This is a genomic window from Eikenella sp. NML070372 (genome assembly GCF_001648415.1).
GTDB lineage: Bacteria > Pseudomonadota > Gammaproteobacteria > Burkholderiales > Neisseriaceae > Eikenella > Eikenella exigua.
The window spans coordinates 733,093-756,844 of the sequence record NZ_LXSN01000004.1 but is presented as its reverse complement, the minus strand read 5'-3'; the positions used below and the strand labels follow the sequence as shown (position 1 = coordinate 756,844).

At 55.5% G+C, this 23,752-nt stretch carries 22 protein-coding genes, 1 tRNA gene and 2 pseudogenes; 18 read left to right on the top strand and 7 right to left on the bottom strand.

The features are described from left to right. Positions 1 to 27 precede the first annotated feature (27 nt). Together trmL and A7P97_RS05425 are read right to left on the bottom strand one after the other, a co-directional pair. Positions 28 to 492, bottom strand: coding sequence for a tRNA (uridine(34)/cytosine(34)/5-carboxymethylaminomethyluridine(34)-2'-O)-methyltransferase TrmL (trmL, locus tag A7P97_RS05430; RefSeq protein ID WP_067530998.1), 465 nt, complete (start codon positions 490 to 492; stop codon positions 28 to 30). Between the two features lie 110 nt (positions 493 to 602). Continuing rightward, a complete protein-coding gene (locus A7P97_RS05425; protein WP_125080209.1) occupies positions 603 to 1,358 on the bottom strand; it encodes a ComF family protein in 756 nt (251 codons plus the stop codon). On the opposite strand from A7P97_RS05425, the gene bioH reads away from it, so the two are divergent. After that, entirely contained in the window at positions 1,359 to 2,105 is a 747-nt protein-coding gene (gene bioH / locus A7P97_RS05420) for a pimeloyl-ACP methyl ester esterase BioH (protein WP_067530705.1), read from the top strand. Between the two features lie 93 nt (positions 2,106 to 2,198). On the opposite strand, the gene A7P97_RS05415 is transcribed toward bioH, so the two are convergent. After that, positions 2,199 to 3,143 carry a serine hydrolase gene (locus A7P97_RS05415; RefSeq protein ID WP_067530704.1) on the bottom strand — a complete coding sequence of 315 codons (945 nt, stop codon included), beginning with the start codon at positions 3,141 to 3,143 and terminating at the stop codon, positions 2,199 to 2,201. A 305-nt stretch (positions 3,144 to 3,448) separates the two neighbouring features. Here A7P97_RS05415 and clpX point away from each other — a divergent pair, with 305 nt between their 5' ends. From clpX to A7P97_RS05385, 7 genes and pseudogenes are all read left to right on the top strand, one after another. Further along, positions 3,449 to 4,699, top strand: coding sequence for an ATP-dependent Clp protease ATP-binding subunit ClpX (gene clpX / locus A7P97_RS05410; RefSeq protein ID WP_067530703.1), 1,251 nt, complete (start codon positions 3,449 to 3,451; stop codon positions 4,697 to 4,699). A 64-nt stretch (positions 4,700 to 4,763) separates the two neighbouring features. Next, positions 4,764 to 4,966 (top strand): annotated as a pseudogene (locus A7P97_RS10710) (hypothetical protein). Positions 4,967 to 5,124: 158 nt separating this feature from the next. Continuing rightward, positions 5,125 to 5,868, top strand: a complete 744-nt coding sequence (gene rpsB / locus A7P97_RS05405) for a 30S ribosomal protein S2 (RefSeq protein ID WP_003822732.1) — start codon at positions 5,125 to 5,127, stop codon at positions 5,866 to 5,868. Between the two features lie 130 nt (positions 5,869 to 5,998). Then, positions 5,999 to 6,853, top strand: coding sequence for a translation elongation factor Ts (gene tsf / locus A7P97_RS05400; protein WP_067530702.1), 855 nt, complete (start codon positions 5,999 to 6,001; stop codon positions 6,851 to 6,853). Positions 6,854 to 7,294: 441 nt separating this feature from the next. Further along, positions 7,295 to 8,365: a zinc-dependent alcohol dehydrogenase family protein gene (locus tag A7P97_RS05395; RefSeq protein ID WP_197474182.1), complete on the top strand. Its 1,071-nt coding sequence runs from the start codon at positions 7,295 to 7,297 to the stop codon at positions 8,363 to 8,365. Between the two features lie 204 nt (positions 8,366 to 8,569). Continuing rightward, entirely contained in the window at positions 8,570 to 9,205 is a 636-nt protein-coding gene (gene upp / locus A7P97_RS05390) for a uracil phosphoribosyltransferase (protein ID WP_067530700.1), read from the top strand. A 230-nt stretch (positions 9,206 to 9,435) separates the two neighbouring features. Next, a pseudogene (locus A7P97_RS05385) lies at positions 9,436 to 9,972 on the top strand (sulfite exporter TauE/SafE family protein). Between the two features lie 366 nt (positions 9,973 to 10,338). On the opposite strand, the gene tadA reads toward A7P97_RS05385, so the two are convergent. Next, complete coding sequence (gene tadA, locus A7P97_RS05380) at positions 10,339 to 11,118, bottom strand: tRNA adenosine(34) deaminase TadA (RefSeq protein ID WP_082887610.1); 780 nt, start codon at positions 11,116 to 11,118, stop codon at positions 10,339 to 10,341. Positions 11,119 to 11,325: 207 nt separating this feature from the next. On the opposite strand from tadA, the gene A7P97_RS05375 reads away from it, so the two are divergent. Further along, entirely contained in the window at positions 11,326 to 12,213 is an 888-nt protein-coding gene (locus A7P97_RS05375; RefSeq protein ID WP_067530698.1) for a DUF535 family protein, read from the top strand. Between the two features lie 149 nt (positions 12,214 to 12,362). On the opposite strand, the gene nth is transcribed toward A7P97_RS05375, so the two are convergent. Beyond that, positions 12,363 to 12,995: an endonuclease III gene (gene nth / locus A7P97_RS05370; RefSeq protein WP_067438840.1), complete on the bottom strand. Its 633-nt coding sequence runs from the start codon at positions 12,993 to 12,995 to the stop codon at positions 12,363 to 12,365. A gap of 99 nt (positions 12,996 to 13,094) precedes the next feature. After that, positions 13,095 to 15,338 (bottom strand): LysM peptidoglycan-binding domain-containing protein, encoded by a 2,244-nt coding sequence (locus A7P97_RS05365; RefSeq protein ID WP_067530697.1) that lies wholly within the window; start codon positions 15,336 to 15,338, stop codon positions 13,095 to 13,097. 238 nt (positions 15,339 to 15,576) lie between these two features. Here A7P97_RS05365 and A7P97_RS05360 point away from each other — a divergent pair, with 238 nt between their 5' ends. The 6 genes from A7P97_RS05360 to A7P97_RS05335 all read left to right on the top strand — a co-directional run bounded on the left by A7P97_RS05360 (position 15,577) and on the right by A7P97_RS05335 (position 20,772). Beyond that, entirely contained in the window at positions 15,577 to 16,269 is a 693-nt protein-coding gene (locus A7P97_RS05360; RefSeq protein WP_067530696.1) for a class I SAM-dependent methyltransferase, read from the top strand. A 58-nt stretch (positions 16,270 to 16,327) separates the two neighbouring features. Continuing rightward, a tRNA-Ser gene (locus A7P97_RS05355) sits at positions 16,328 to 16,418 on the top strand. 198 nt (positions 16,419 to 16,616) lie between these two features. Then, complete coding sequence (locus A7P97_RS05350) at positions 16,617 to 17,771, top strand: PLP-dependent aspartate aminotransferase family protein (RefSeq protein ID WP_067530695.1); 1,155 nt, start codon at positions 16,617 to 16,619, stop codon at positions 17,769 to 17,771. Positions 17,772 to 17,985: 214 nt separating this feature from the next. After that, the gene (gene gltX / locus A7P97_RS05345) at positions 17,986 to 19,392 is read left to right on the top strand and encodes a glutamate--tRNA ligase (RefSeq protein WP_067530694.1); all 1,407 of its coding nucleotides are present in this window, start codon (positions 17,986 to 17,988) and stop codon (positions 19,390 to 19,392) included. Positions 19,393 to 19,448: 56 nt separating this feature from the next. Beyond that, entirely contained in the window at positions 19,449 to 20,108 is a 660-nt protein-coding gene (hda, locus tag A7P97_RS05340; RefSeq protein ID WP_067530693.1) for a DnaA regulatory inactivator Hda, read from the top strand. Between the two features lie 4 nt (positions 20,109 to 20,112). Beyond that, complete coding sequence (locus tag A7P97_RS05335; RefSeq protein ID WP_067530692.1) at positions 20,113 to 20,772, top strand: HAD family phosphatase; 660 nt, start codon at positions 20,113 to 20,115, stop codon at positions 20,770 to 20,772. 95 nt (positions 20,773 to 20,867) lie between these two features. Here A7P97_RS05335 and A7P97_RS05330 read toward each other — a convergent pair whose 3' ends face one another. Next, a complete protein-coding gene (locus tag A7P97_RS05330; protein WP_067530691.1) occupies positions 20,868 to 21,734 on the bottom strand; it encodes an ATP-binding protein in 867 nt (288 codons plus the stop codon). A 157-nt stretch (positions 21,735 to 21,891) separates the two neighbouring features. On the opposite strand from A7P97_RS05330, the gene A7P97_RS05325 reads away from it, so the two are divergent. The 3 genes from A7P97_RS05325 (at position 21,892) to ispF (ending at position 23,739) form a co-directional block, all read left to right on the top strand. After that, entirely contained in the window at positions 21,892 to 22,545 is a 654-nt protein-coding gene (locus A7P97_RS05325) for a GAF domain-containing protein (protein ID WP_067530690.1), read from the top strand. A 53-nt stretch (positions 22,546 to 22,598) separates the two neighbouring features. Beyond that, a complete protein-coding gene (gene ribA / locus A7P97_RS05320) occupies positions 22,599 to 23,189 on the top strand; it encodes a GTP cyclohydrolase II (protein ID WP_067530689.1) in 591 nt (196 codons plus the stop codon). Between the two features lie 67 nt (positions 23,190 to 23,256). Continuing rightward, entirely contained in the window at positions 23,257 to 23,739 is a 483-nt protein-coding gene (ispF, locus tag A7P97_RS05315) for a 2-C-methyl-D-erythritol 2,4-cyclodiphosphate synthase (protein ID WP_067530688.1), read from the top strand. The last annotated feature ends 13 nt before the right edge of the window (positions 23,740 to 23,752 follow it).

Genomic DNA, 23,752 nt, shown 5'->3' with positions numbered 1-23,752 from the left:
TTCTTGAGTGGATGGGGTTGTTGGCGGTTAGATACCGCCTTGGTAGCCGTTTTGCCGCCATGCTTCATACAGCATCACAGCCACTGTATTGGAAAGGTTCATGCTACGGCTGCCGGGCAGCATGGGCAGGCGCAATTTTTGGTTTTCAAGTAGCCTTTCGAGGATTGCTGCCGGCAAACCGCGGGTTTCGGGGCCGAACAGGAAAACATCGCCTGGCTGGAATTCGGCTTGGTCGGGTCGGGTGCAGCCTTTGGTGGTGAGTGCGAAAATGCGTTGACCCTCCAAGGCGGCAAGGCAGTCTTCAAAGGTTTCGTGCAGGCTGATACGGGCAAATTCGTGATAATCGAGCCCGGCACGCTTCATTTTGGCTGAATCCAACGGGAAACCCAATGGCTTCACCAAATGCAAATCAGCGCCGCTGTTAGCGCACAGACGGATGATGTTGCCGGTGTTGGGCGGGATTTCGGGTTGGTATAAAACAATGCTGAACATGAAGCGATATGCAGCGAAATTCAAACAAATAAGGCTGATTTGCAACAAACCAGCCGTTGGGACGATGCGCGGCATGATGCCGCAGCAGGGTAACTACGTCAATTATCTTTTCATTCGGCGCGGGCGAGCACCCAGCCATAAACCGCTGCAGCCCCCGCCCGCTGCAAAGTTCGGGCAAGTTCGCCGATTGTTGCACCGCTGGTAACAACATCGTCGATTAACAGCACATGACGGTTCTTTACATCCGCTGCCGAGGCTACCTGAAAAATGCCATGCACGTTTTTGGTGCGCTCATTTCGGGGCAGAGTGCTTTGCGCGGGGCGGTGAGAGCGGGTTGCCACAAACGGCGGTAATAGCGGAAGATTCAAGTGTTTAGCTACCGATTCGGCTAGCAACAAACTCTGGTTGAAACCACGTTTGTGCAGCCGCCGCACGCTCAAAGGCATGGCCATTACCAAATCAGGTTCAGCCGGCCACGCGGGCGGCTTGGCCAGCATCAGCTCGGCTAAGGCGGCATATAAATCGTTGCGGCCGAGGAATTTATAGGCATACAGCAGGTTGCTCAGCGGCGGCCGGTAGGCGAAGGCAGCGTGCAGCAAGGTTTGCGGCGGCGGTTTGCGTTGGCAGCGGCCGCACGGCAGGCCGGAAGCGGAAACACCGGCGCACAACGGGCAGCGGCGGCGCGCATCCAGCCGCAGGCAGTGCAAATCCGCCGTGCAGCCGCCGCACAATGCCTGGCTGCCGGATAATTCATGGCATAATACGCAGCGTTTACCCTGGCTGGAGGCTGCCTTAAAACGAGCGAAGCGAGTTTCTGCGGAGCTAAAACGCTGCCACTGCCCAACTAACCAAGTTGAAAGCGCCATATGTCTGATTCCGTAGATGTTATGCTGTTGCACGGTTGGGCGGCCAACCACCATATTTTCGACCTGCTAGCTGCAAGCTTACCCGAATGCCGCGTTGCCGCGCCCGATTTGCCCGGCCACGGCACGGCTGGGTTTGACGGCACGTTCGACGTGGCCGCCGTAGCCGACTCGCTGGCGGCACAGTTGAGCGAACCTGCACACCTGCTCGGCTGGTCGCTCGGCGGGCTGGTGGCGCTGCATATGGCTGCTCGTCATCCCGAAAAAGTGCGCAGCCTGTGCCTTACCGCCAGTTTCGCTCGCCTCACCGCCACGCTGGATTATCCCGAGGGTTTGGCCAAACCTGCTCTGGACAAGATGATACCGCTGTTTGTCCAAGATTTTGCCAAATATATGCGCCAGTTTTTGCAGCTGCAATTTTTGCATATCCCCGAACGCGCCCATCTGGCCGACGAAGTGTTGCCGGAAATCATCCGCCACGGCGTACCGCCCGGCCTGCAAGCCGCGCTGGATACCGTGCTGCGCACCGATGCCCGCGCCTTGCTGCCGCAGGTACAGTGCCCCGTGTTGCTCGTGTTCGGCGGCAAAGACGGCATCACCCCGCCGCGTATGGGCGAATACCTGCACCGCAGTCTGCCCAACAGCCGCCTGCTGCTGATTGAAAAGGCGGCGCATATTCCGTTTTTAAGCCATGCCGATGAATTTTCTGCCGCCTACCGAGCCTTTATCGGGCTACCTGAAAAAACATAGCAGGCTGAAAAACATCAAAAAACCATTTTAACTTCATTGAAACGGATGCTTTCAGGTAGTCTTTATATTGCGTATGCAAAAAGCTGATTAGGCTTAAATTTCGCGGCTGTTCACCCAGTTTTGAATCGCGCGTGCATCGTTTACGCGAGTGGTGGGCGAGGGGGAATTGAGCAGCACGATAATCAGCGGCTGGCGCTGCACGTTGGCATACAGCACCATGGAGCGGCCGCTTTCGCGGATGTAGCCGGTTTTCTGCAAGGAGATATTCCATGAGCCTTCGCGCACCAAGGCGTTGGAGTTGCGGTATTGCTGTACGCGGCCGTTGCTGGTTTGGGCAGAGCCGGAATTGGAAGTGGAAAATTGGCGGATAAGCGGGTATTCGTGGGCGGCACGCACCATCAGGCTCAAATCACGCGCGGTAGATACATTGCGGAAATCGAGGCCAGTGGGATCGTAGAAGCGGGTCTGCTGCATGCCGAGGCTCTGCGCTTTGCGGTTCATGGCGCTCATGAAAGCAGGCAGGCCGCCAGGATAGTTGCGGGCAAGGGCGTGGATGGCACGGTTTTCGCTGCTCATCAGGCCTAAATGCAGCATTTCGCGACGGGTGAGGGTGGTACCCACGGAAAGACGGCTGCCGGTGCCTTTGAGGCGGTCGATTTCGGCTTCGGTGATTTCCAGGGTTTCATTCATGTTTTGGCGGGCATCCAGCACCACCATGGCAGCCATCAGTTTGGAAATGGAGGCGATGGGACGAACTTGGTCGATACCTTTTTGATACAGGATCTCGCCGCTGCGGCCATTCATAATCAGTGCGGATTGCGAAGTGAGCATCGGCCCGGCCACGGCAGCCTGGGCTTCCACCCGTTCAGCCGGACGGCTGCTGAGGAAAGTGCCAAGCGGGTCGTCTTGCACAGGCAGGTTTTGTTCAAGGAACTGGCCAAGCACATCGATGTCGTCTTGCGCGGCGGCGGGCAGGCTGGCCAAGGCCAGGCTCAATCCGGTGGCCAAAATCAGCCAAGTCTTTTTAATTGCAAACAATTTTGTTACCTATCAGTCTGTTGTGTTCCAATGCCATCAGGCGGTTTACTGTTGCAGCAGGCAAATATCTGTTTTAACGGTAAAAATAAAAACTTGCTTATTGTGGATAAAAAATACAAGTTTGTAAACCCTAGATAGTGTAAAAGAATTTTTGTAAAGAGCAGGTTTTGCTATGAAGATAATAATTGGGATATAGCACTGATGGTGGCAGTGTCTGCGTTGATGTGCGCAGGATTCCCCTATATACTTTCATATTTCGCTATCTTCATTACGGCGCAACACATTACATTGCGGAATCACACCAAATGAGCAACGAAACCCGATACTGTTCTTTCTGCGGCAAATCGGAAAACGAAATAAAAAACCTGATTGAAGGCGATAATGCCTTGATTTGCAACGAGTGTATCGATACCTGTAGCCACATGATCCACAGCGAGGGAGCAGCGGCAGGCGAAACGCATTCGGGTGAAGACAGATTGCCCACGCCGGCTGAAATCGTCAGCAATTTGAACCAGCACGTTATCGGCCAAGAACAGGCTAAAAAGGTGCTGGCGGTAGCGGTGTACAACCACTACAAACGCTTGCGCCATCCGAAAGAGGGCGATAATGTGGAGTTGGCCAAATCCAACATTTTGCTCATCGGCCCCACCGGCTCGGGCAAAACCCTGCTGGCGCAAAGTTTGGCACGGCGTTTGGATGTGCCGTTTGTTATGGCCGATGCCACCACGCTTACCGAAGCCGGCTATGTGGGCGAAGACGTGGAGCAGATTATTACCAAGCTCTTGGGTAATTGCGATTTTAATGTGGAAAAGGCGCAAAAAGGGATTGTTTATATTGATGAAATCGACAAGATTTCCCGTAAGAGCGACAACCCTTCGATTACCCGCGATGTATCCGGCGAGGGTGTGCAACAGGCTTTGTTGAAACTGATTGAAGGCACGGTGGCGTCCGTGCCGCCGCAGGGTGGACGCAAGCACCCGAATCAGGATTTTATTCAGGTGGATACCACCAATATCCTGTTCATCTGCGGCGGCGCGTTTGCCGGCTTGGAAAAGGTTATTCGCCAGCGTACGGAAAAGGGCGGTATCGGCTTCGGCGCTTTGGTGCACAGCAAAGACGAAGATGCCGATGTTACTGAGCTGTTTGAAATTGTTGAACCGGAAGATTTGATTAAATTCGGCCTGATTCCCGAGCTGATCGGCCGTTTACCGGTGATTGCCACACTGGCCGAATTGGATGAAGAAGCTCTGATCAACATCCTGACCGAGCCGAAAAATGCCTTGGTGAAACAATATCAAACGCTATTTGAAATGGAAGGGGTGGAGCTGAAGGTGCAGCCGTCTGCCTTACGCAGTATCGCCAAACTTGCCATGCAGCGTAAAACCGGTGCGCGCGGCCTGCGTTCGATTGTGGAGCGCGCACTGTTGGAAACCATGTTCCGACTGCCGGATATTAAAGACCAAGTAAAAACCGTAGTGATCGATGAAACGGTGATCAACGATAACTGCCAGCCCAAACTTCTCACTGCCGACGGGCAGGAATATCAACTGCCGTAGCAGTAGGCTTGAGGCTACCTGAAAATATCCATTCGGTTTCAGGTAGCCCTATTGGGAAGACGCCATGTGGCACATTGTTTTTATCGGCTATATCTTTGTTACCCTGATGTTTGCCCTTGCGCAGCCATCGTTGGCGCGGATGCTGATTTATTTGGTGGTGTGGAGATTTTACCCACACTGTTTGCGTTTTGGGTGGCTTATATCCGTTTGCGCAACAAACGCCTCAAGCAGGAAGAAAAACAGGGTAGGGGAACCTTGCCAAAATAACACTTTTCTCCTATAATCCCACAGCTTTCGTTTTGAAAGCTGTTTCTTTTTTTATCTTAACGTAACGCTCGCATCTTGCACCAAAGGGTGTCTCAGTTTTGAAGTTTTGAGATTCTGTGTGCATTGATGTTTGCTATAACCCTTTGTAAGGAAAATAAATGTCTCAAATTACTATGCGCCAGATGTTGGAAGCAGGTGTTCACTTCGGTCATCAGACCCGTTACTGGAACCCGAAAATGGAACAATACATTTTCGGCGCCCGCAACAAAATCCATATCATAAACTTGGAAAAAACCCTGCCCCTGTTCCAGGAAGCGCAAGACGCCGTTCGCCGTTTGGCTGCCAACAAAGGCACCATCCTGTTTGTCGGCACCAAGCGCCAAGCCCGCGACATCGTGCGCGAAGAAGCCACCCGTGCCGGTATGCCCTATGTGGACCACCGCTGGTTGGGCGGCATGCTGACCAACTACAAAACCGTTAAGCAGTCTATCAAACGCTTGGAAGAAAAAGCTGCCATTCTGGAAAATGCCGAAGCCAGCGGTTACAACAAAAAAGAACTGCTCACCATTCAACGCGAAGTGGAAAAGCTGGAACGCTCACTCGGCGGCATCAAAAACATGAAAGGCCTGCCCGACGCCATTTTCGTGATTGACACCGGCTACCAGAAAGGTACGCTGACCGAAGCAGGCAAACTGGGTATTCCGGTAATCGGCGTGGTGGATACCAATAACGATCCGGAAGGCGTGAAACACGTTATCCCCGGTAACGACGACTCCGCCAAAGCCATCCGCCTGTACTGCCGCGGTATCGCCGATGCCGTATTGGAAGGCAAAAACCAGGCCTTGGCTGAAACCGTAGCCGCTGCACAACAGGCTGCTGCTGACGAAGCCGAATCTGCCTAAGCTGATACCGCATGAGGCTACCTGAAGACACCGTTTCAACAAGCGGACGCCAAATCCGGCCTTTCAGGTAGCCTTCAATTTATCCAAGCGCGGCATCCGGCCGCGTTTCTCAATAAAACAGGAGTAAATAATGTCTGCAATTACCGCAAAAATGGTTGCTGATCTGCGTGCTGCCACTGGCTTGGGCATGATGGAATGCAAAAAAGCCCTGGTGGAAGCCGATGGTGACATGGCCAAAGCTGAAGAAATCCTGCGTATTAAATCCGGCGCCAAGGCCAGCAAACTGGCCGGCCGTACCGCTGCCGAAGGCGTGTTGGCTTATGCTATTGAAGGCAAAGTTGGCGCTTTGGTGGAAGTGAACTGCGAAACCGACTTCGTGGCCAAAGACACCGGCTTCATCGCCTTTGCTCAATCCGTAGCCAAAACTGCTGCTGAGAAAAAACCGGCCACGGTTGAAGCTCTGGCCGAGTTGGTGGAAGGTGGGCGCAAAGCTGTGATTGCCAAATTGGGCGAAAACATTTTTGTACGCCGCTTTGAAATCATCGAAGCTGCCAACAGCCTCACCACCTACATCCACGGTGCTGCCGCCACTGAAGGCGTACTGGTGGAATACAAAGGCGATGAGACTACTGCCCGCCACGTTGGCATGCACATCGTGGCTTCTAAGCCGCAATGCATCTCTGCCGAGCAGGTTGATCCCGAAGTGGTGGCTAAAGAGCGCCACATCTATACCGAGCAGGCTATTGCTTCCGGCAAGCCCGCCGAAATCGCCGCCAAAATGGTGGAAGGCCGCGTGAAGAAATTCTTGGCCGAAGTAACGCTGCTGGGTCAACCCTTCGTGATGAACCCTGATCAGACTGTTGAGCAGTTCCTGAAACAACAGGGTACTGAGATCGTAAACTTCGTCCGCTTCAAAGTAGGCGACGGTATCGAGAAAAAAGAAGTGGATTACGCTGCTGAAGTGGCTGCGGCTGCTAAAGTGTAATTTTGTTTGTATAGAAACAGCCTCCGTTCAGTTGGAATAGAGGCTGTTTTGTATTTTGTGAGAGGCAAGTATTGGGTTTTCAGGTAGTCTTTTAATGTTATAGCTAAAGCAATTCACTGCCTACGGAGCTATGGCTGCAGCCATACAAACAGTGAGCCATAACAATAAAAGATATACGGTAATATAGGCTACCGCCATAGCGAGAGTTCGATTAATCTGTGCTGTCGGTAAACGCTTCTAAAATAGAAACTTATCTTATTATTTATACAATATTTCCATAAACTGCTATTGTTATAATATAACTCTAATTTTTTAAATGGAAAATTTGACCATTAGGGAAGAATTAAAGATTATAATGGACTATCCGGAATTCCCTGGATTCTTTCCCAACAACTGATTATTTATCGGTAAACACATTAGGAGAGTCTAATGAGCAAGACCATGAAGGCCATGACCTATTACGGCGAAAACGATGTCCGCTTCGAAGATCGCCCGGTTCCCACTATCATTGATCCTACCGATGCCATCATTCGTGTTACCAAAACCACCATTTGCGGTACGGATTTGGGTATCATGAAAGGTAAAAACCCGGAAATCGAAGCTGTTTCCCGCGAAAAAACCGGCAAATGGGAAGGCCGTATCCTCGGCCACGAAGCCATCGGTGTGGTGGAAGAAGTGGGCCCTGCCGTTAAAGACTTCAAAAAGGGCGATAAAGTTATCGTATCCTGCGTGAGCCGCTGCGGTATTTGCGACAACTGTCAGAAACAGCTCTACGCCCACTGCCGCAAAGAGGGCGGCTGGATTATGGGCTACATGATCGACGGCACCCAGGCAGAATACGTGCGTACTCCGTTTGCCGACAATTCGCTCTACCATTTATCTGAAACCCTCAATACCGATGTGGCCGTATTCCTTTCCGACGCACTGCCCACCGGCCATGAAATCGGCGTGCAATACGGCCAGGTGAAACCTGGTGACGCCATTGCCATTGTCGGCGCCGGCCCCGTGGGCATGGGTTGCCTGCTAACTGCCCAGTTCTACTCTCCGGCCACCATCATCGTGGTGGATATGGACGAAAATCGCCTGGCTATGGCCAAAGAAATGGGTGCTACCCACACCATCAATCCGAACAAGGAAGACGCTGTGGCCAAGATTTTGGAAATCACCGGCGGCCGCGGTGTGGATTGCGCTATGGAAGCAGTAGGTTATTCCGCCACTTGGGATATCTGCCAGAAAGTGGTGAAAGAAGGCGGCCATGTGGCCAACGTGGGCGTACACGGTAAATCCGTGGAATTTGATTTGGCTAAATTGTGGATCAAGAACATCACCGTTACCACCGGCCTGGTAAATGCCAATACCACCGGCATGCTGCTGAAAGCTTGTGAATCCAGCAAACTGCCGATGGAAAAACTGGCCACCCACCGCTTCAAATTCAGCGAAATGGAAAAGGCCTACGACGTGTTCAAACACGCTGCCGACACCAAAGCGATGAAAGTTATCATCGAAGTGTAAGCCGGTTTGCCTGATGAAATGATAAAAGGCTACCTGAAAGTTTTCAGGTAGCCTTTTGCTGTGCTCAAGCGGGGATGCACCCTGTCAGCAGCATGTAATACCAAGCGAGCCAATGCTGTAGGAAGAAATTATACTCCCCGCTTTTTCCCGCCCGCCTGTTAAGCTAAAATACGCCCCGCCAAATCAAATGAAGGAAACCATAGCATGAACTTAACCGTTATCGATCATCCGCTGATCAAACACAAAATCACTCTGATGCGCAAAGCCAACTGCAACACCTACCAATTCCGCACTTTGGTAAAAGAGCTGGCCCGCCTGATGGCCTACGAAGCCAGCCGCCATCTGGAAACCGAATCGCTTTCTATCGAAGGCTGGTGCGGCCGTATCGAAGGCGAGCAGATTAAAGGCAAAACCATAACCGTGGTGCCGATTTTGCGTGCCGGTTTGGGTATGCTCGACGGTGTGCTCGATTTGTTGCCCACTGCCAAGATCAGCGTGGTCGGCCTGCAGCGCGACGAAGAAACCCTGCAACCGGTTTCCTATTTCGAGAAATTGGTGAGCAAAATGGACAAACGTCCGGCCATGATTCTCGACCCGATGCTCGCCACCGGCGGCTCGATGGTAGCGACTATTGATTTGCTGAAGAAAAAAGGCTGCCGCAACATCACCGCCCTGGTGCTGGTGGCCGCACCGGAAGGCGTGAAGCTGGTGAACGACAAGCACCCAGACGTGAAAATCTACACCGCCGCGCTCGACAGCCACCTCAACGAAAACGGCTACATCATCCCCGGCTTGGGCGATGCCGGCGACAAGATTTTCGGTACCAAGCAATCAGCTTGATTGCCTGATACATTCTCCAATAGGCTACCTGAAAGTCGTGAAATTATTTTCAGGTAGCCTATAAACTAACCATCGTATCTCTCGCCAAGGCTACCTGAAAAAATGGGCAAACCGTTTTTAGGTAGCCTGAATTGCCGCTTGGCAGCAATAGTCAAAGCAACGATTTTCCTCCGGCAGGCAGCGGACTGTTCGCAGGAATCAGCGCTTGAGCTATCCCGGAAAACAACGCCATGGTCTCCACTCTCACACTCCCCTCTCTTGCCGCCACCGGCTTTCTCGGCAGCGGCCATTGCGCCGGCATGTGCGGCGGTTTGAGCACCGCCTTTGCTTTGCAGCTGCCGCCGCAGGTGGGGCGCGTGAAGCTGATTGTGCTGATGAACCTCGGCCGTATCGGCAGCTACACCTTTATCGGCCTGTACCTAGCCAGGCTCAACGCCTATGTCGCGCAGGTGGAAAAGCTCGGGCGGCCGGTGTGGCGGCTCAATCCGCTCTAAACCGCCTCTTGCCCATCCAAAATACCCCTTGCCTGCTTCGGCGTTGGCCTGCTGTGGGTTGGCTGCCGTGCGGCATGGTATACAGCGCTTCGCTGTATGTGCTGGGCAGCGGCAATGCGGAGGACGGCGCACTGATGATGCTGGCCTTAGGCTTGGGCGTGGCCGAACCCGCTGGTGATGAGGCTGTTTGCCAACCAGCTCAAGAGTCTGCGGCAACATCTGCGTTTCAGGCTGGCGGCCGGGTTGAGCGTCAGCCTGTGGGTGGCATGGTAGTTGTGGCATGGAGTGGCTGGGTGGCTGTAGGCTACCTGAAAACATAGTCGCTCCAAATGGAATAATGCGGCCTCGACCCGCCGCTTTGTTCCATTCCTGTATGAAACGATTACGGTGAAACAACAGCCGTATAACTGCAATTCTCCAACATCGGGGGAACAGTTATCCGGCTGTTTTATTTCAAGTCAGGCCTCTAGCTGCCGAAGTACAACTAAAGGCTACCTGAAAGCTATCCGCCTACTGCTTTTCAGGTAGCCGGCAGGCTGGGGCTTATATCAAATTAGCATTTATAGTGAATTAAAATAAGCGTTAGCTCGCCTAGCTGTACTACCTGTGTTGTCTGCGGCTCGTCGCCTTGTGCCATTCCTATTTTAATCCACTATATCTTTGCCGCCGCTCCTGAAAAAAACGTTGCAGCAGCCTCGTACTTTCCTCTGCTAACACGCCGCCTTGCACGGCGGTGTGTGGGTTGAGCTGTTTGTTGGCAAACAGGTCGAGCACGCTGCCAGCAGCACCGGTTTTCGGCTCGGCAGCAGCGTAAATCAGGCGGCGGATACGCGATTGCATGATGGCGCCGGCGCACATGCTGCACGGCTCGAGGGTCACGTATAGATCGCAGCCGTCCAGCCGGTAGTTGCCCAATCGGCGGCCGGCTTCGCTGAGCGCGGCGATTTCGGCATGGTGGCACACGCTGTGTTCGGCCGCGCAGGCATTGGCGCCACGCCCGATGATTTCGCCCTGGCGCACCACCACCGCGCCTACCGGCACTTCGCCTGCAGCCAAGGCCTGCCCGGCCAGTTGCAACGCCTGCCGCATCCAGCGTTCGCTTTCTTCTCGCGGCGGAAACCGGGCAACCGGGCGGTGGGCACGCAGTTTGGTGCGCCACACGGCTTGTTCGGTTTCGTTCAGGTAGCCTTCCCGCCCTTCGGCCAGCAATACCAATTGCCACAGCGTGGATTCGGTAACGGTGAGGCCGCTGGCTTTGAGCAGCAGGAAAGCGGTGGCGGGCGTAATGCGTTGTAGATCGGCGGTATCGGCTATACCCAATTCAAGCAGCGCTTGTCGGGTTTTGGGAGCAAGCGGGGGCGTGGTGATCGGGGTGGCGTGCATAATAGACGGAAATGATGGCTGAATGGGCAGCATCATAATTGGGCGGCTGCGGTTGAGGCAAGGCGGAGGCTACCTGAAAAGCGGAGATAGATTCTCAAGTAGCCTTCATTCCCGGCGGCAAGCCTTGCAAGGCTGTTGGCAAATCGGGTAGGATTGGCCGCTTTTCGATGGCCGGATTTTGCCCGGCATCGCTTTGTTTTTCACGCAAACGGTTCGGCGCCGTTTGGCACAATATGGGCGCTTATGTCTGATTTATTTCACTTTCCTACTTTCGACGAACAGTATCCCAATTTGCGCGAACGGGGCATCTGCAAATATGCGGTGGTGTATCTGCGCGACCACATCCAACGCCTGCTGGCGCGGCGGCAATGCGAAGCATTTACCGCCTTCATCAACCAACATCCGATGTGGGCACCGATTTTCCAACACAATCCCTATGCCGCCCGCGCCGTGCTGGATACTTATGCCGACAACCGCTTCGACAAGAACGCACGGTTGCAGGCCGTAATCAACAACTTCACTTTGGCGCAAAGCAAGCCTTCCGCTGCCAAGTGGCAAGAGTTGGTAACGCAGCGCACAATCGTCCTCAACCATCCTGCGCCGGAGCTCTCCATCAGTTTGAATATCAACCACAAAGACCCGTTGGAAGGCTTCTTTTTGGTGAGCCTGCAAAGCACCGAGCACAGCCGCATTTACGATGCCGTGTTCAGCTTTATCACGCCCAACGGCCTGCTGATTACCTCCATCCAAGGCCCGCACAGCAGCGATGCCCCCGATCTCATCCGCCACACCACCAAGCAGCTGCACGGCGTACGGCCGATGTTTATGATGGTGAACGTATTCAAGCTGATGGCTGCCGAACTCGGCTGCGAGCTCTACGGCATTCCGCACAAAAGCCAGGCCAAATTCCGCTGGAACGACTCCAGCCGCCTGCTGTTCAACTACGATGCCTTCTGGCAGGAAAACCAAGGCAGCCTCGATGCCAACGGCTATTGGCGGCTGCCCACTCAAATCGAGCGCACGCCGCTGGAAGAAGTGCAAAGTAAAAAACGCTCTATGTACCGCAAACGCTATGAAATGCTGGATACGCTGGAGCAGGATATCCGCCGTTTCTTTCGTTCGGAAAGTTGATTGCTAGGCGGCAACAGCGTGCCCACTGTGTTTCAGGTAGCCTTCCAACCGAGGGGAGTCTACCTGAAAAATATCCACTGCAAAACCAAGCCCTGTATGTTCAGGTAGCCTCTTATGGCCATGAACATACAGGGCTGCGTTTTATGGGTTTAAACCGTTTTGCCTTTGTATTCGCACAAGTCATACACGATGCATTCGTGGCACAGGGGCTTTTGCGCTTTGCAGGTGTAGCGGCCGTGCAGGATGAGCCAATGGTGGGCGTTGAGCAGGAATTCTTTGGGCACGAAGCGCATGAGTTTGTCTTCAACTTCGCGCACGTTTTTGCCGGGGGCGAGATTCATGCGGTTGGCTACGCGGAAAATATGGGTATCCACGGCCATGGTCGGCTGGCCGAAGGCAGTGTTGAGCACGACGTTGGCGGTTTTGCGGCCGACGCCGGGCAGCGCTTCGAGCGCTTCGCGGGTATCCGGCACTTCGCCGCCGTGTTTTTCCAGGAGCAGGCGGCAGGTTTGCATAATGTGTTTGGATTTGGTTTGGTAGAGGCCGATGGTGCGGGTGTATTCCATCAGCTTTTCCAGGCCCAAATCGAGGATGGCCTGCGGGGTGTTGGCCACGGGGAAGAGTTTGGCGGTAGCTTTATTGACGCCTTTGTCGGTGGCTTGGGCGGAGAGCAGCACGGCGATGAGCAGCTCGAATGGGCTGTGAAACACCAGCTCGGTGGTGGGATTGGGGTTGGCGTCGTGCAGGCGTTGAAAGATTTCGCGGCGTTTTTGCAGATTCATGTTTGATAGATGATGTTGGTAACTATTAGAAATCTATATAAATATTTTCAGGTAGCCTTAATCGAGGCTACCTGAAAAATGTTGCGCTCTTCGTAGAAGTTAAGTGCCGCTGCTCACGCGTAGTTTTTGGCCGGGGTGCAACACGCTGTTGCTCAGGTTGTTGCTACGTTTGATGTCGGCCACGGAGGTGTTGTAGCGGCGGGCGATGGATTGCAGGGTATCGCCGCTGCGCACGGTGTGGGACACGGTTTGCTGGCGGCCGTTTCTGCCATTGCGATCGTTGCCGGTGCGGCTGTTACGGTCGTTGCGGCTGCTAGATTTGTTGTCGGCATGGCGGTTGGCGGCCTGATGATTGCTGCTGGCGCTCACATGCAATACTTGGCCGGGACGGATATTGTTGCCGTGCAGGTTGTTGACGCGGCTGAGGTCGGCCACGTTCACGTTGTAGCGGCGGGCAATGGAATACAGTGATTCGCCGGCCTGCACTTTGTGGGTGACGGTTTGCGCGCCACGGCGGTTGGCCTGTTGCTCTTGGCGGGCAGCACGGCGTTGGGTGCTGCCGGTGTTGGCGGCCAGCTGACCGAAGCCGGCATTGTTGGCGCGGCGAGCCTCAGCTTGGGCTTGGCGGCGGGTTTCCTGGGCTTCGGTTTGCGCTAAGGAAGCACGCACGGCGGCTGCGGCGCTGCTACTGCCGGGTTCATTGGCAGGCTTGGTATTATCTGCGCTGCTGTTGCCGGCCAAGGACATCAACGGGTCGGGCTGGGGATTGCTGTTGTCGGCAAGTTCAACGGTTTCAGGTAGCCTGTCGTTTGGGCTGTGGATGTTGTTGGGCGTGGCGGGTTGGTCTACGGATTGGGCAGCTGTTTGGACAACCGTTTGAGCTGGGGCTACCTGAATATCGGGCGAGCTGTTCACGCGGGGTGCGGGCTCGGCGGGACGGGTGCCGTTGGAATCCAATGCGGTAAAAGTAGCAGGGGCAGTTGGGTTTTGCGCCTGCTGCACGGGGGCATGGACGGGTTCGGGCGGGTTGGCCGGTTGGAGTGAGGCTACCTGAACAGGGATGGGCGGTGTTACAGGCTGGGCAGCCGGTTTGGCAGCGGCTACGATGCTGTTGCGTTCAGCTACGTTCTGGCTGTTGCGACGGATGAGGTTGCCCAGTGGGTCGCCGCCGGCGGGTTTGTTGTCGGCGAGCATCTGCACGCCGCGGCCAAGCTGGCTGTTGTTCAGGCTGTTTTTGGCCACGAGAATAGGTAAACCGGCACGGATGGTGTTGCTGCTGAGGCCGTTGGTGCGGCGCAGGTCGGCCACGCTCACGCCGTTGCGGTCGGCGATGTCGCTGAGGGTGGTGGCACCGTCAGAGTGCAGGATGTCGTAGGAGAGCAGGGATTCTTTGGGGGCACTGCGCAGGTTGCGCTCAAAAGCATTGACTGCGCCTACGGGCAAGAGCAGTTTGCGCTGACCGTTTTCAGGCAGGAACACGGGCACTTTGAAGCTGGGGTTGAGCGCTTCGAATTCGGCTTGGCTGATATTGGCCAGACGGGTGATGGCGTTGATATCTATCGGGCTATCGATGCTGATGGCTTCGAAATAGGGCTTGTTTTCGATGTTGGAAAGGTGTAGGCCGAATACTTGCGGGTTACTCACGAGGTTGCGCACGGCCAGAAGCTTGGGCACGTAATTGCGCGTTTCATTGGGCATATTGAGGTTTTCATACACCGGCTCAAGCCCTTGGCTGCGGGCGCGGGCCACGGCGCGGCTCACGTTGCCTTCGCCCCAGTTGTAGGCAGCCAGCGCGAGCGACCAGTCGCCAAACATATTATGCAGATATTGCAGATAGTTTAGTGCTGCGTTGGTGGAGGCGTAGATGTCGTGGCGGCCGTCGTAAATATTGTTTTGCGCCAAACCGTAGTGGCGGCCGGTGGCGGGCATAAACTGCCACAGGCCGGAGGCACCCACGTGAGAACGGGCTTTGGTAACGAATGCGCTCTCAATAAACGGCAACAGGGCGATTTCGGAGGGCATGTTGCGCTTTTCCACTTCGGAGAGAATGTGGTAAAGATAGGGGCGGCTACGCTCCACGGTGCGGTTGAAATAGGCACTGCGGGTGCTGAAGTAGGTTTCGTGGCGGCGCACGATTTCGGGATTGACTTCGCTTATGCGGAAGTCCTGCCGCATACGGCTCCACAGATTATTGTGACGGGTTTGGCTGGGGTTACGCAGAATGGCAGCGTTGAGGTTGGTGATGGAGGTGGCAATCTGCTCCGGTGTATAGTTTTGGGCGAGGGCAGAAGCTGGAATTCCCAGGCTTAAAATGGCCAGGGAAAGAAATTTGAATTTACTCATGGCAGAGGAATGAGTCCGTTTGGTTTAACATTATGATTAGCTAAAATTTTTCGGATATTAAGGGCTAGGAGGAAGCCGTGTCAAGCCGCAGCTGAACGTTTTGCCGGCACGGCATGCGTAAAGATAAAATAATAACACGAGAGTGCACCCGAACTCTCATTTTCGGCAGGTTTCTTTGCGCTGTGTTTTGCAAAATTTTGTTTGATAGGTATGATGGCCAGAAGAATGAGGAGGCGGCATGATAGAAGAAAACAGGTTGGCCGAATGGCTGGATAACACTGCTACAGGGAGCTACCTGAAAATGGCGGAGCAGGCGTTTTTTGCCGTGCATACGGATAATTTATATGGTGTTACCGTGACCACCTCGCTCTGCAACTGGGATTGCTGGCCGCATCAGGTGTTGCGGCTGGGGCGGGGTAGGGCGCAGGCAGACGTGGTGTGTGCACTACCGCAACTGCCGCTGTTGTCGGGTAGCGTGCAGACCTTGCTGTTGCCGCATGGTTTGGAATTGTGTGCGCAGCCGGAAGAATTGCTGCGGGAGTGCTTCCGCATATTGGTGCCCAACGGCAGTTTGGTGCTCAGCGGGTTTAATCCGTATTCGCTGTGGCGCTTCGGGCTACCTGAAAAACAACTCGGCCTGCGCGCCCATGCGCTGCCGCTGCCGAAAGTGCGGCGGATGCTGGCTGAGGCCGGCTTCAGGCCGGATACAGGGCGGTTTATGGCGTATGTGCCGCCGTGGAAAAGCAGTCGGGCATTGCAGCGGTGGTGGTTTATGGAGTTGGCGGGTAACCGCTGGTGGCCGGCAGCCGCTGCGGCTTATGGTTTGGTGGCAGTGAAAACAGTGTATCCGCTTACCCCGCTGCGCGAAAAGGCCGGCCAACTGCGGAGCGAAGGGTTTTCGCTGCTGCCGGGAAATTGTCGGCAGGGATAGGGGGAAAAAATGGTTTGCGTTGCTGTGGGCATTTTAGTATAATTACGTGAATTACCTTGGAAAGGTGGATGAGTGGTTGAAGTCGCACGCCTGGAAAGCGTGTATACGTGAATAGCGTATCGAGGGTTCGAATCCCTTCCTTTCCGCCAGAACATTTTTGTAGAGTACGCGCTTTGCAAATCCAAGAAAAAACAGCCAGCCACACTGCTCGGCTGTTTTTGTATCTGTAGCTAAAGTCCTTCGCTGCCTACGTTGTCAATCTGTTTTGCTGTGTAGCAGTTATGGGAATTTTGCTATAGCTGTACTGTCCACCAGCGGCCGTAAAGGCAATCTGAAAGGAGAATCCTATGCATTTTGATACCGAAGTTATCCACAGTAGCTACAATCCGGACGAGCACAACCGTGCCGTGATGCCACCTATCTACCAAAATAGCATGTTCGCTGTACACACCATTGGCGAAGATATTCCATACCGCTATTCGCGTATGGGTAATCCCACGCGCAAAATTTTGGAAGACACCGTGGCTGAGTTAGAACATGGTTGTGCCGGCTTCGCCTTCGGTAGCGGTATGGCCGGCATTGATGCCGTGTTCCGTACCGTATTGCGCCCCGGCGACACTATCGTAGCCGTGGCCGATATCTACGGCGGTGCCTACGACCTGCTCACTGAAGTGTATGCCCAATGGGGCATAAACGTGATTTTCGCCGACCTCACGCTACCTGAAAATTTAGACAAACTCCTGACCGAATACAAAGTAAAACTCGTTTGGCTCGAAAGCCCCAGCAACCCGCTTCTGCGACTGGTGGATATCTCTTTATTGGCACAAAAAGCCAAAGCCGCCGGCGCCGTGGTGGGTATCGATAATACCTTCGCCACCCCCTATCTGCAAAACCCGCTCGATATGGGCTGTGACATCGTTTTCCATTCCGCCACCAAATACCTCTGTGGCCATTCCGATGTGTTGATGGGTATTGTGGTGGCTAAGGAAGAAGCCCTGGCCAAACGCCTGCAAAGCACCTTGATAAACACCGGCGGCATTGCCGGGCCGATGGACTGCGCACTTGTGTTGCGTGGCATCAAAACTCTCTCCGTGCGCATGAAGCAGCATCTGGCCAACGCTGCCGAACTTGCCCGCCGCTTGGAACAGCACCCCGCTGTGGCCAAAGTGTTCTACCCGGGCCTGCCTAGCCACGAACACCACGAATTAGCCAAACGACAAATGCGCGGCTTCGGCGGCGTGGTGTCGGTATATCTGAAGAAAGACAGCCAAGCCGCTGCCGATTCCGTTATCCGCAACCTCAAACTGCTGCACATGGCCGCCAGCCTCGGCGGCGTGGAAAGCTTGGTGAACCATTCCTTCAGCCAGTCGCACAGCGGCATGAGCCCGGCGGTGAAAGAAAAACTCGGCATCCGCGAAAGCCTGCTGCGCTTCTCTGTGGGCATTGAGGGTATTGAAGACATTTGGCGCGACATCGATACTGCATTGAACACCACGCTGTAACGCGCCTGCCAGAATAGCAAACAGGCTACCTGAAAATTGTACTACATGGCATTTCAGGTAGCCTTTAATCTGCCGCCACATTCCCCGAAGCCAGCCCAATCCGCTACAATACGCCCTTTCCCAATAGCGGATTCACTTAAAGTTTTGCCACGGCGTTGGTTCGCTTGGTATCAAAAGCTTGCCAATCCTCTATCTCATTCCGAAAGCCAATATCATGACCATCAAAACCCGTTTCGCCCCCAGCCCCACCGGCTACCTGCATATCGGCGGCGTGCGCACCGCGCTGTATTCATGGGCATTTGCCAGACACCACGGCGGCGAATTCCTGCTGCGCATCGAAGATACCGATTTGGAACGCTCCACCGCCGAATCCGTGCAAATCATCCTCAACGGCATGCAATGGGTAGGCCTGCACGCCGACAATGCCGACAATATTGTTTACCAAACCCAAAACTTCCCGCGCTATAAAGAGTTAATCCAACAACTGCTCGATTCAGGCCATGCCTACCATTGCTATTGCAGCAAAGAAGAATTGGAGCAGATGCGCGAAAAAGCCGAGCGCGAAGGCACGGCCACTTACGACCGCCGCTGGCGACCGGAAGCCGGTAAAACGTTGCCAGAGATTCCCGCAGGGGTAGAGCCCGTTGTTCGCTTCAAAATGCCGACCGACGGCGTAACCCGCTGGAATGATTTGGTAAAAGGCGAAATCAGCATCCCCAATGCTGCGCTCGACGACCTCATCATCGCCCGCGCCGACGGCACGCCCACCTACAACTTCTGCGTGGTAGCCGACGATATGGACATGGGCATCACCCACGTTATCCGTGGCGACGACCATGTAAACAACACGCCGAAACAAATCAATATTTTCAAAGCCCTCGGCACCACCCCGCCCGAATACGCCCACCTGCCCATGATCCTGAACGAGCAGGGCAAGAAAATTTCCAAACGCAGCGGCGACACCGTGGCGATTACCGAATACGAAGACCTGGGTATTCTGCCCGAAGCCCTGCTCAACTACCTCGCCCGCTTGGGCTGGGCGCACGGCGACGACGAGTTTTTCAATATGGAGCAGTTCGTGCAATGGTTTGAGCTGGAACACGTTTCTTCCTCCGCCAGCCGCATGGATGCAAAAAAACTGTATTGGATCAACGCCGAACACATCAAAGCCACAAGCAACGCCGAACTGGCCAAACTGGTGCTGCTGCGCTTGGAGAAACAAGGGGTTGCAGTTTCAGGTAGCCCCAAGCTGGAAGACGTGTTGGCACTGGTAAAAGATCGTGCCCACGATTTGAACGCACTGGCCGCCGAATGCGCCTATTTCTACCGCAAAGCCGTGCCGTTGGAAGCCGATGTGGCCAAACATTGGGATGGCGAAGCTCCCGCCCGAATGCAGCGTTTTGCCGAAAAACTGGCCGAGCTGACCGAACAGGATTGGACGGCAGAAAACATCCACGCTTTGTTCCCTCCGTTCTGCGAAGCCGAAGGCATCAAAATGGGCAAACTCGGTATGCCGCTGCGCCTGGCGGTGTGCGGCACGGCCAAAACACCCAGTGTGGATGCCGTGCTGGCCTTGATCGGCAAAGAAGAAGTGTTGCGCCGTATCCGCAAGTCGGCTTAAGCCTGCGAAAGGCTACCTGAAAGCAGCTACCCTGTTTCAGGTAGCCTCATCACATTATGAATCAACTCATCCTCGATTTTCCCGCTGCACCGCCGAGTTTCGACACCTTTTTAGGCCAAGGCAACCGCGAGCTGTTACAAGTGTTGCGCGAGCAGCGCGAGCCTTTTGTGTATGTTTGGGGGCCGGCCGGCGCCGGCAAAAGCCATTTGCTCCAAGCCTGGGCGGCACAGGCCGAAGCGGCCGGATTAAGCGCACACTACCGAAATGCCGCTGCCGAACCGCTGCACGAGATGCCGCCGGCAGGCTGCCATCTCGCCCTCGACCAAATTGATAGCCTAGATGCCGACGGCCAGGCCGAATTGTTTAATTTCTGCAACCATATCCGCCAAAGCCGGCAGGGCGCGCTCCTGATTGGCGCCAGCGTGCCGCCGCCGCGATTAGCCGTGCGCGAAGACCTGCGCACCCGCATGGGCTACTGCCTGGTGTATGAAATCAAACCGCTCAGCGATGAAGAAAAAATCGCCGCCTTGGTTGAAGCCTCCCGCAGCCGCCAAATCCGTATTTCGCCCGATATTTTCCGCTACCTGCTGCACCACTGGCGGCGCGACATCGGCAGCCTGATGGCCATGCTCGACGCGCTCGACCGCCACGCCCTAGCCAGCCACCGCCCCATCACGCTGCCCCTGCTCAAACAACTGTTGCAACAGGATATTTAAACCAATGAACCTTGCCATCTTCGACCTCGATCATACCCTCATCAACTGCGACTCAAGTAGCAAATGGAGCAATTTCCTGCACGAAAAAGGCATCTTCAGCGATGCCGATATGCAGCACCACCAAGCGTTCGACCAAGACTACCGCAAAGGCTGCCTTGATCTCGACGCCTATCTTGCCTTTGTCCTGCGTCCGCTGGCCGAATACAGCCGTGCCGAGCTGGACGAAATGCACCACGAGTTCATGCGGCGCATCCGCCCAAACATCACCCAAATGGCCAGAATGCTGGTCGATAGCCACCGTGATGCCGGCGATACCCTGCTGTTGATTTCTGCCACCAACGAATTCATCATCACCCCCATCGCCCATGAATTCGGCATTGAAAACATCATCGGTATCAGCCTCGAAACCGATGCCAAAGGCAACTACACCGGCCGCCCGATAGGCACGCCCAGCTTCCAAGAGGGCAAAGTAACCCGCCTGCACCAATGGCTCGCCGAACGCGGCCAAAGCCAGGCCGACTACGAAAAAGTTTATTTCTACAGCGATTCTCGCAACGACCTGCCGCTATTGGAACAGGTAAACCAGCCCGTAGCCGTTAATCCCGACCCTGTGCTTACCCTCACTGCCGCACAGCGGGGCTGGCCGATATTGGATTTTGTGTGATAGTGCCAACGGCTTAGCCGCAGTATGAAAAAAGGCTACCTGAAAACCCAAACCAGGGTTTCAGGTAGCCTTTGATTTGTATCTATTCCAAACTGCTAATCCACTTCCCGTTCGTGCGGCAGGCGGCCGGCCCAGTCGCAGGCGAACTGGTAGGCGGTGCGGCCGGAGCGGCTGCCGCGCATCTGTGCCCATTGGAGGGCGGCGCGGCGGGCGGTGTCGTCCAGCGGCAGGCCGGCATCGGTCAGCCAGCTTTCGACAGCGGCGAGGTAGTCTTCTTGGCTGAAGGGATAGAAGCTGAACCAAAGGCCGAAGCGGTCGGAGAGGGATACTTTTTCTTCCACAGCTTCTTGCGGGTGCACTTCGCCGCGCTCGCCGGTGCGTGCGAGGTTGTCGGCCATGTGTTCGGGCATGAGGTGGCGGCGGTTGGAGGTGGCGTACACCAGCACGTTGTCGGCGCGGCGGGAGAGGCCGCCATCCAGCGCGGTTTTGAGGGTTTTGTAGCCGTCTTCGCCGTCTTCAAAGGAGAGATCGTCGCAGAAAACGATGAATTTTTCGCTGCGTGGGGCGAGCAGGTCGAGCAGGGCGGGCAGGCCGGCAAGGTCGTGTTTGTCCACTTCAATCAGGCGCAGGCCGCGCTCGGCGTATTCGTGCAGCAGGGCTTTAATGAGCGAGGATTTGCCTGTGCCGCGCGCGCCGGTGAGCAGGGCATTGTTGGCCGGGCGGCCGGCGAGGAATTGCTCGGTGTTGCGCACGAGGCGTTGGGTTTGCGGGCTGATGGCGCATAGGCGGGCGAGGGGGAAAGTGTGCGGTCGGGGTAGGGCGGTGAGCAGGCCGCCGTTGCCGTGTTTCTGCCAGCGGAAGGCGATGGCCTGCCAATCGGGTTCGCACGGCTCGGGCGGCAGGAGTTGGTCGAGGCGGCGCAGTACGGAGGCGGCTTGCGTGAGGAAGGGTTTGAGTTTCATGATTGGGTTGGGTGGCTGGTTATCAAAGGGAGGAAGGCTACCTGAAAATGTCGGCACGGCACAAGGGGCAGGGCGGCGATAGCCGATTGCTATAGCAATGGAAATTGTCATTTGCCCGCTCTAGCAGTATCATTGCCCATTTTTCAGGAAAGCCGCCATGAGCACCGCATTGATTCAAGATTACCTGCGCACCCAAGGCCTGAAACTGCCGGCAGAGGCGGTGCAGATAGCTATGCTTACCGCCGGCAGCGTGATGGCGGCGGGCAGGGCGGAAATCGAACCGGAAATCCTGTGGTATCGCGGTGCGGACGGCACATTGGAGCAGCATCTGCCGCGCAACGAAGCGCACCACGCCCGGCTGCGCCAAATCTTTATGGCGCTTGATTCCGCCTACACCGCCAGCCCCTGCCGCAGCGCCGCCGTGTATCTGCTGCACACGCCAGGCAGCCTGCTGCACCTGGTGGCGCAAGGCGAGCCGTTGGAAAAGCTGCTCGCCGTAGAGCAAGACTTAGAAGCCGCGCACACCGCCCACCTGGCCACGCGCAGCGCGCAAACCGGTTGGCTGAACCAAATAGACGACGTTGCCCAATGGCTGCAAAACGGCGACCTCGCCGGTAGCCGCCACCGCCCCGGCAGCCAGCTGGCCGTACCGGTATGCGCCGAAAACGGCCGCGTGCTCGGCGTGGTGTATCTCGAGCATGGCCACACCGCCGCCTTCGACGAAGCCGCCCAAAGCATCTGGGGCGGCCTGGCTCTCGCCTTGGCCGAACCGCTCGCCGATTTGTTGCAGCCGGAAGAAGCTGCCGAATAAAGGCTACCTGAAAGTTAAAAACAAGCACTCCACACACACACCAAATAAGCACCATGACCCCGCTAAAATTCATCGCCTCCTGCCGCCTGCCCACCGAATACGGCATCTTCACCATGCACGGCTTCGAAGAGCCCAGCGGCCAAGAACACATCGCCCTGAGCATGGGCGACATCGCCAACGGCGAGCCTGTACTCTCCCGCATCCACTCCGAATGCCTCACTGGCGACGCGCTGTTTTCGCAAAAATGCGACTGCGGCCCCCAGCTGCAAGCCGCCATTCAGGCCGTGCAGCGCGAAGGGCGCGGCGTGATTGTGTATCTGCGCCAAGAAGGGCGCGGCATCGGCCTCATCAATAAAATCCGCGCCTACGCGCTGCAAGACCAAGGCCTCGATACCGTAGAAGCCAACCTCGCCCTCGGCCTCCCCGTAGATGCCCGCGATTTCAGCCTGGCCCAAGCCATCTACCAACACCTCGGCGTTCACTCCATCCGTCTGCTTACCAATAATCCCGATAAAATCAGTAAGATGGAGCAAAGCGGCATTAAAATCACCGAACGCGTGCCACTTTTGGTGGGACAAAACAGCGAGAACACAGGCTACCTGCAAACCAAAGCCGCCAAACTCGGCCATTTGATCGACAACTGATTTTTCAGGTAGCCTCCCGCTCCAAGGCTACCTGAAACCTAAAATCCACCCAACAAAGGCAACTTCCATGACCCTCCGCATCGGACAAGGCTACGACGTCCACCAGCTCGTGCCCGGCCGCCCGCTCATCCTAGGCGGCGTAACCATCCCCTTTGAAAAAGGCCTGCTCGGCCACTCCGACGCCGACGCCCTGCTGCACGCCATCACCGATGCCCTGCTCGGCGCCGCCGCCTTGGGCGACATCGGCACCCACTTCCCCGACACTGCCGCCGAACATAAAGACGCCGACAGCCGCGTCCTGCTGCGCCAAGCCTACGCCGCGGTGCAAGCCCAAGGCTGGTGCGTAGTGAACGTGGACAGTACCATCATCGCCCAACAGCCCAAACTGCGCCCCCATATCGACGCCATGCGCGCCAACATCGCCGCCGACTTGGGGCTGGCTGAAAACTGCGTCAATATCAAAGGCAAAACCAATGAAAAACTCGGCTACCTCGGCCGCATGGAAGGCATCGAAGCCCAAGCCGTGGTGCTGCTGGAGAAGGTTACTTGAAAGCAAAGCTTCA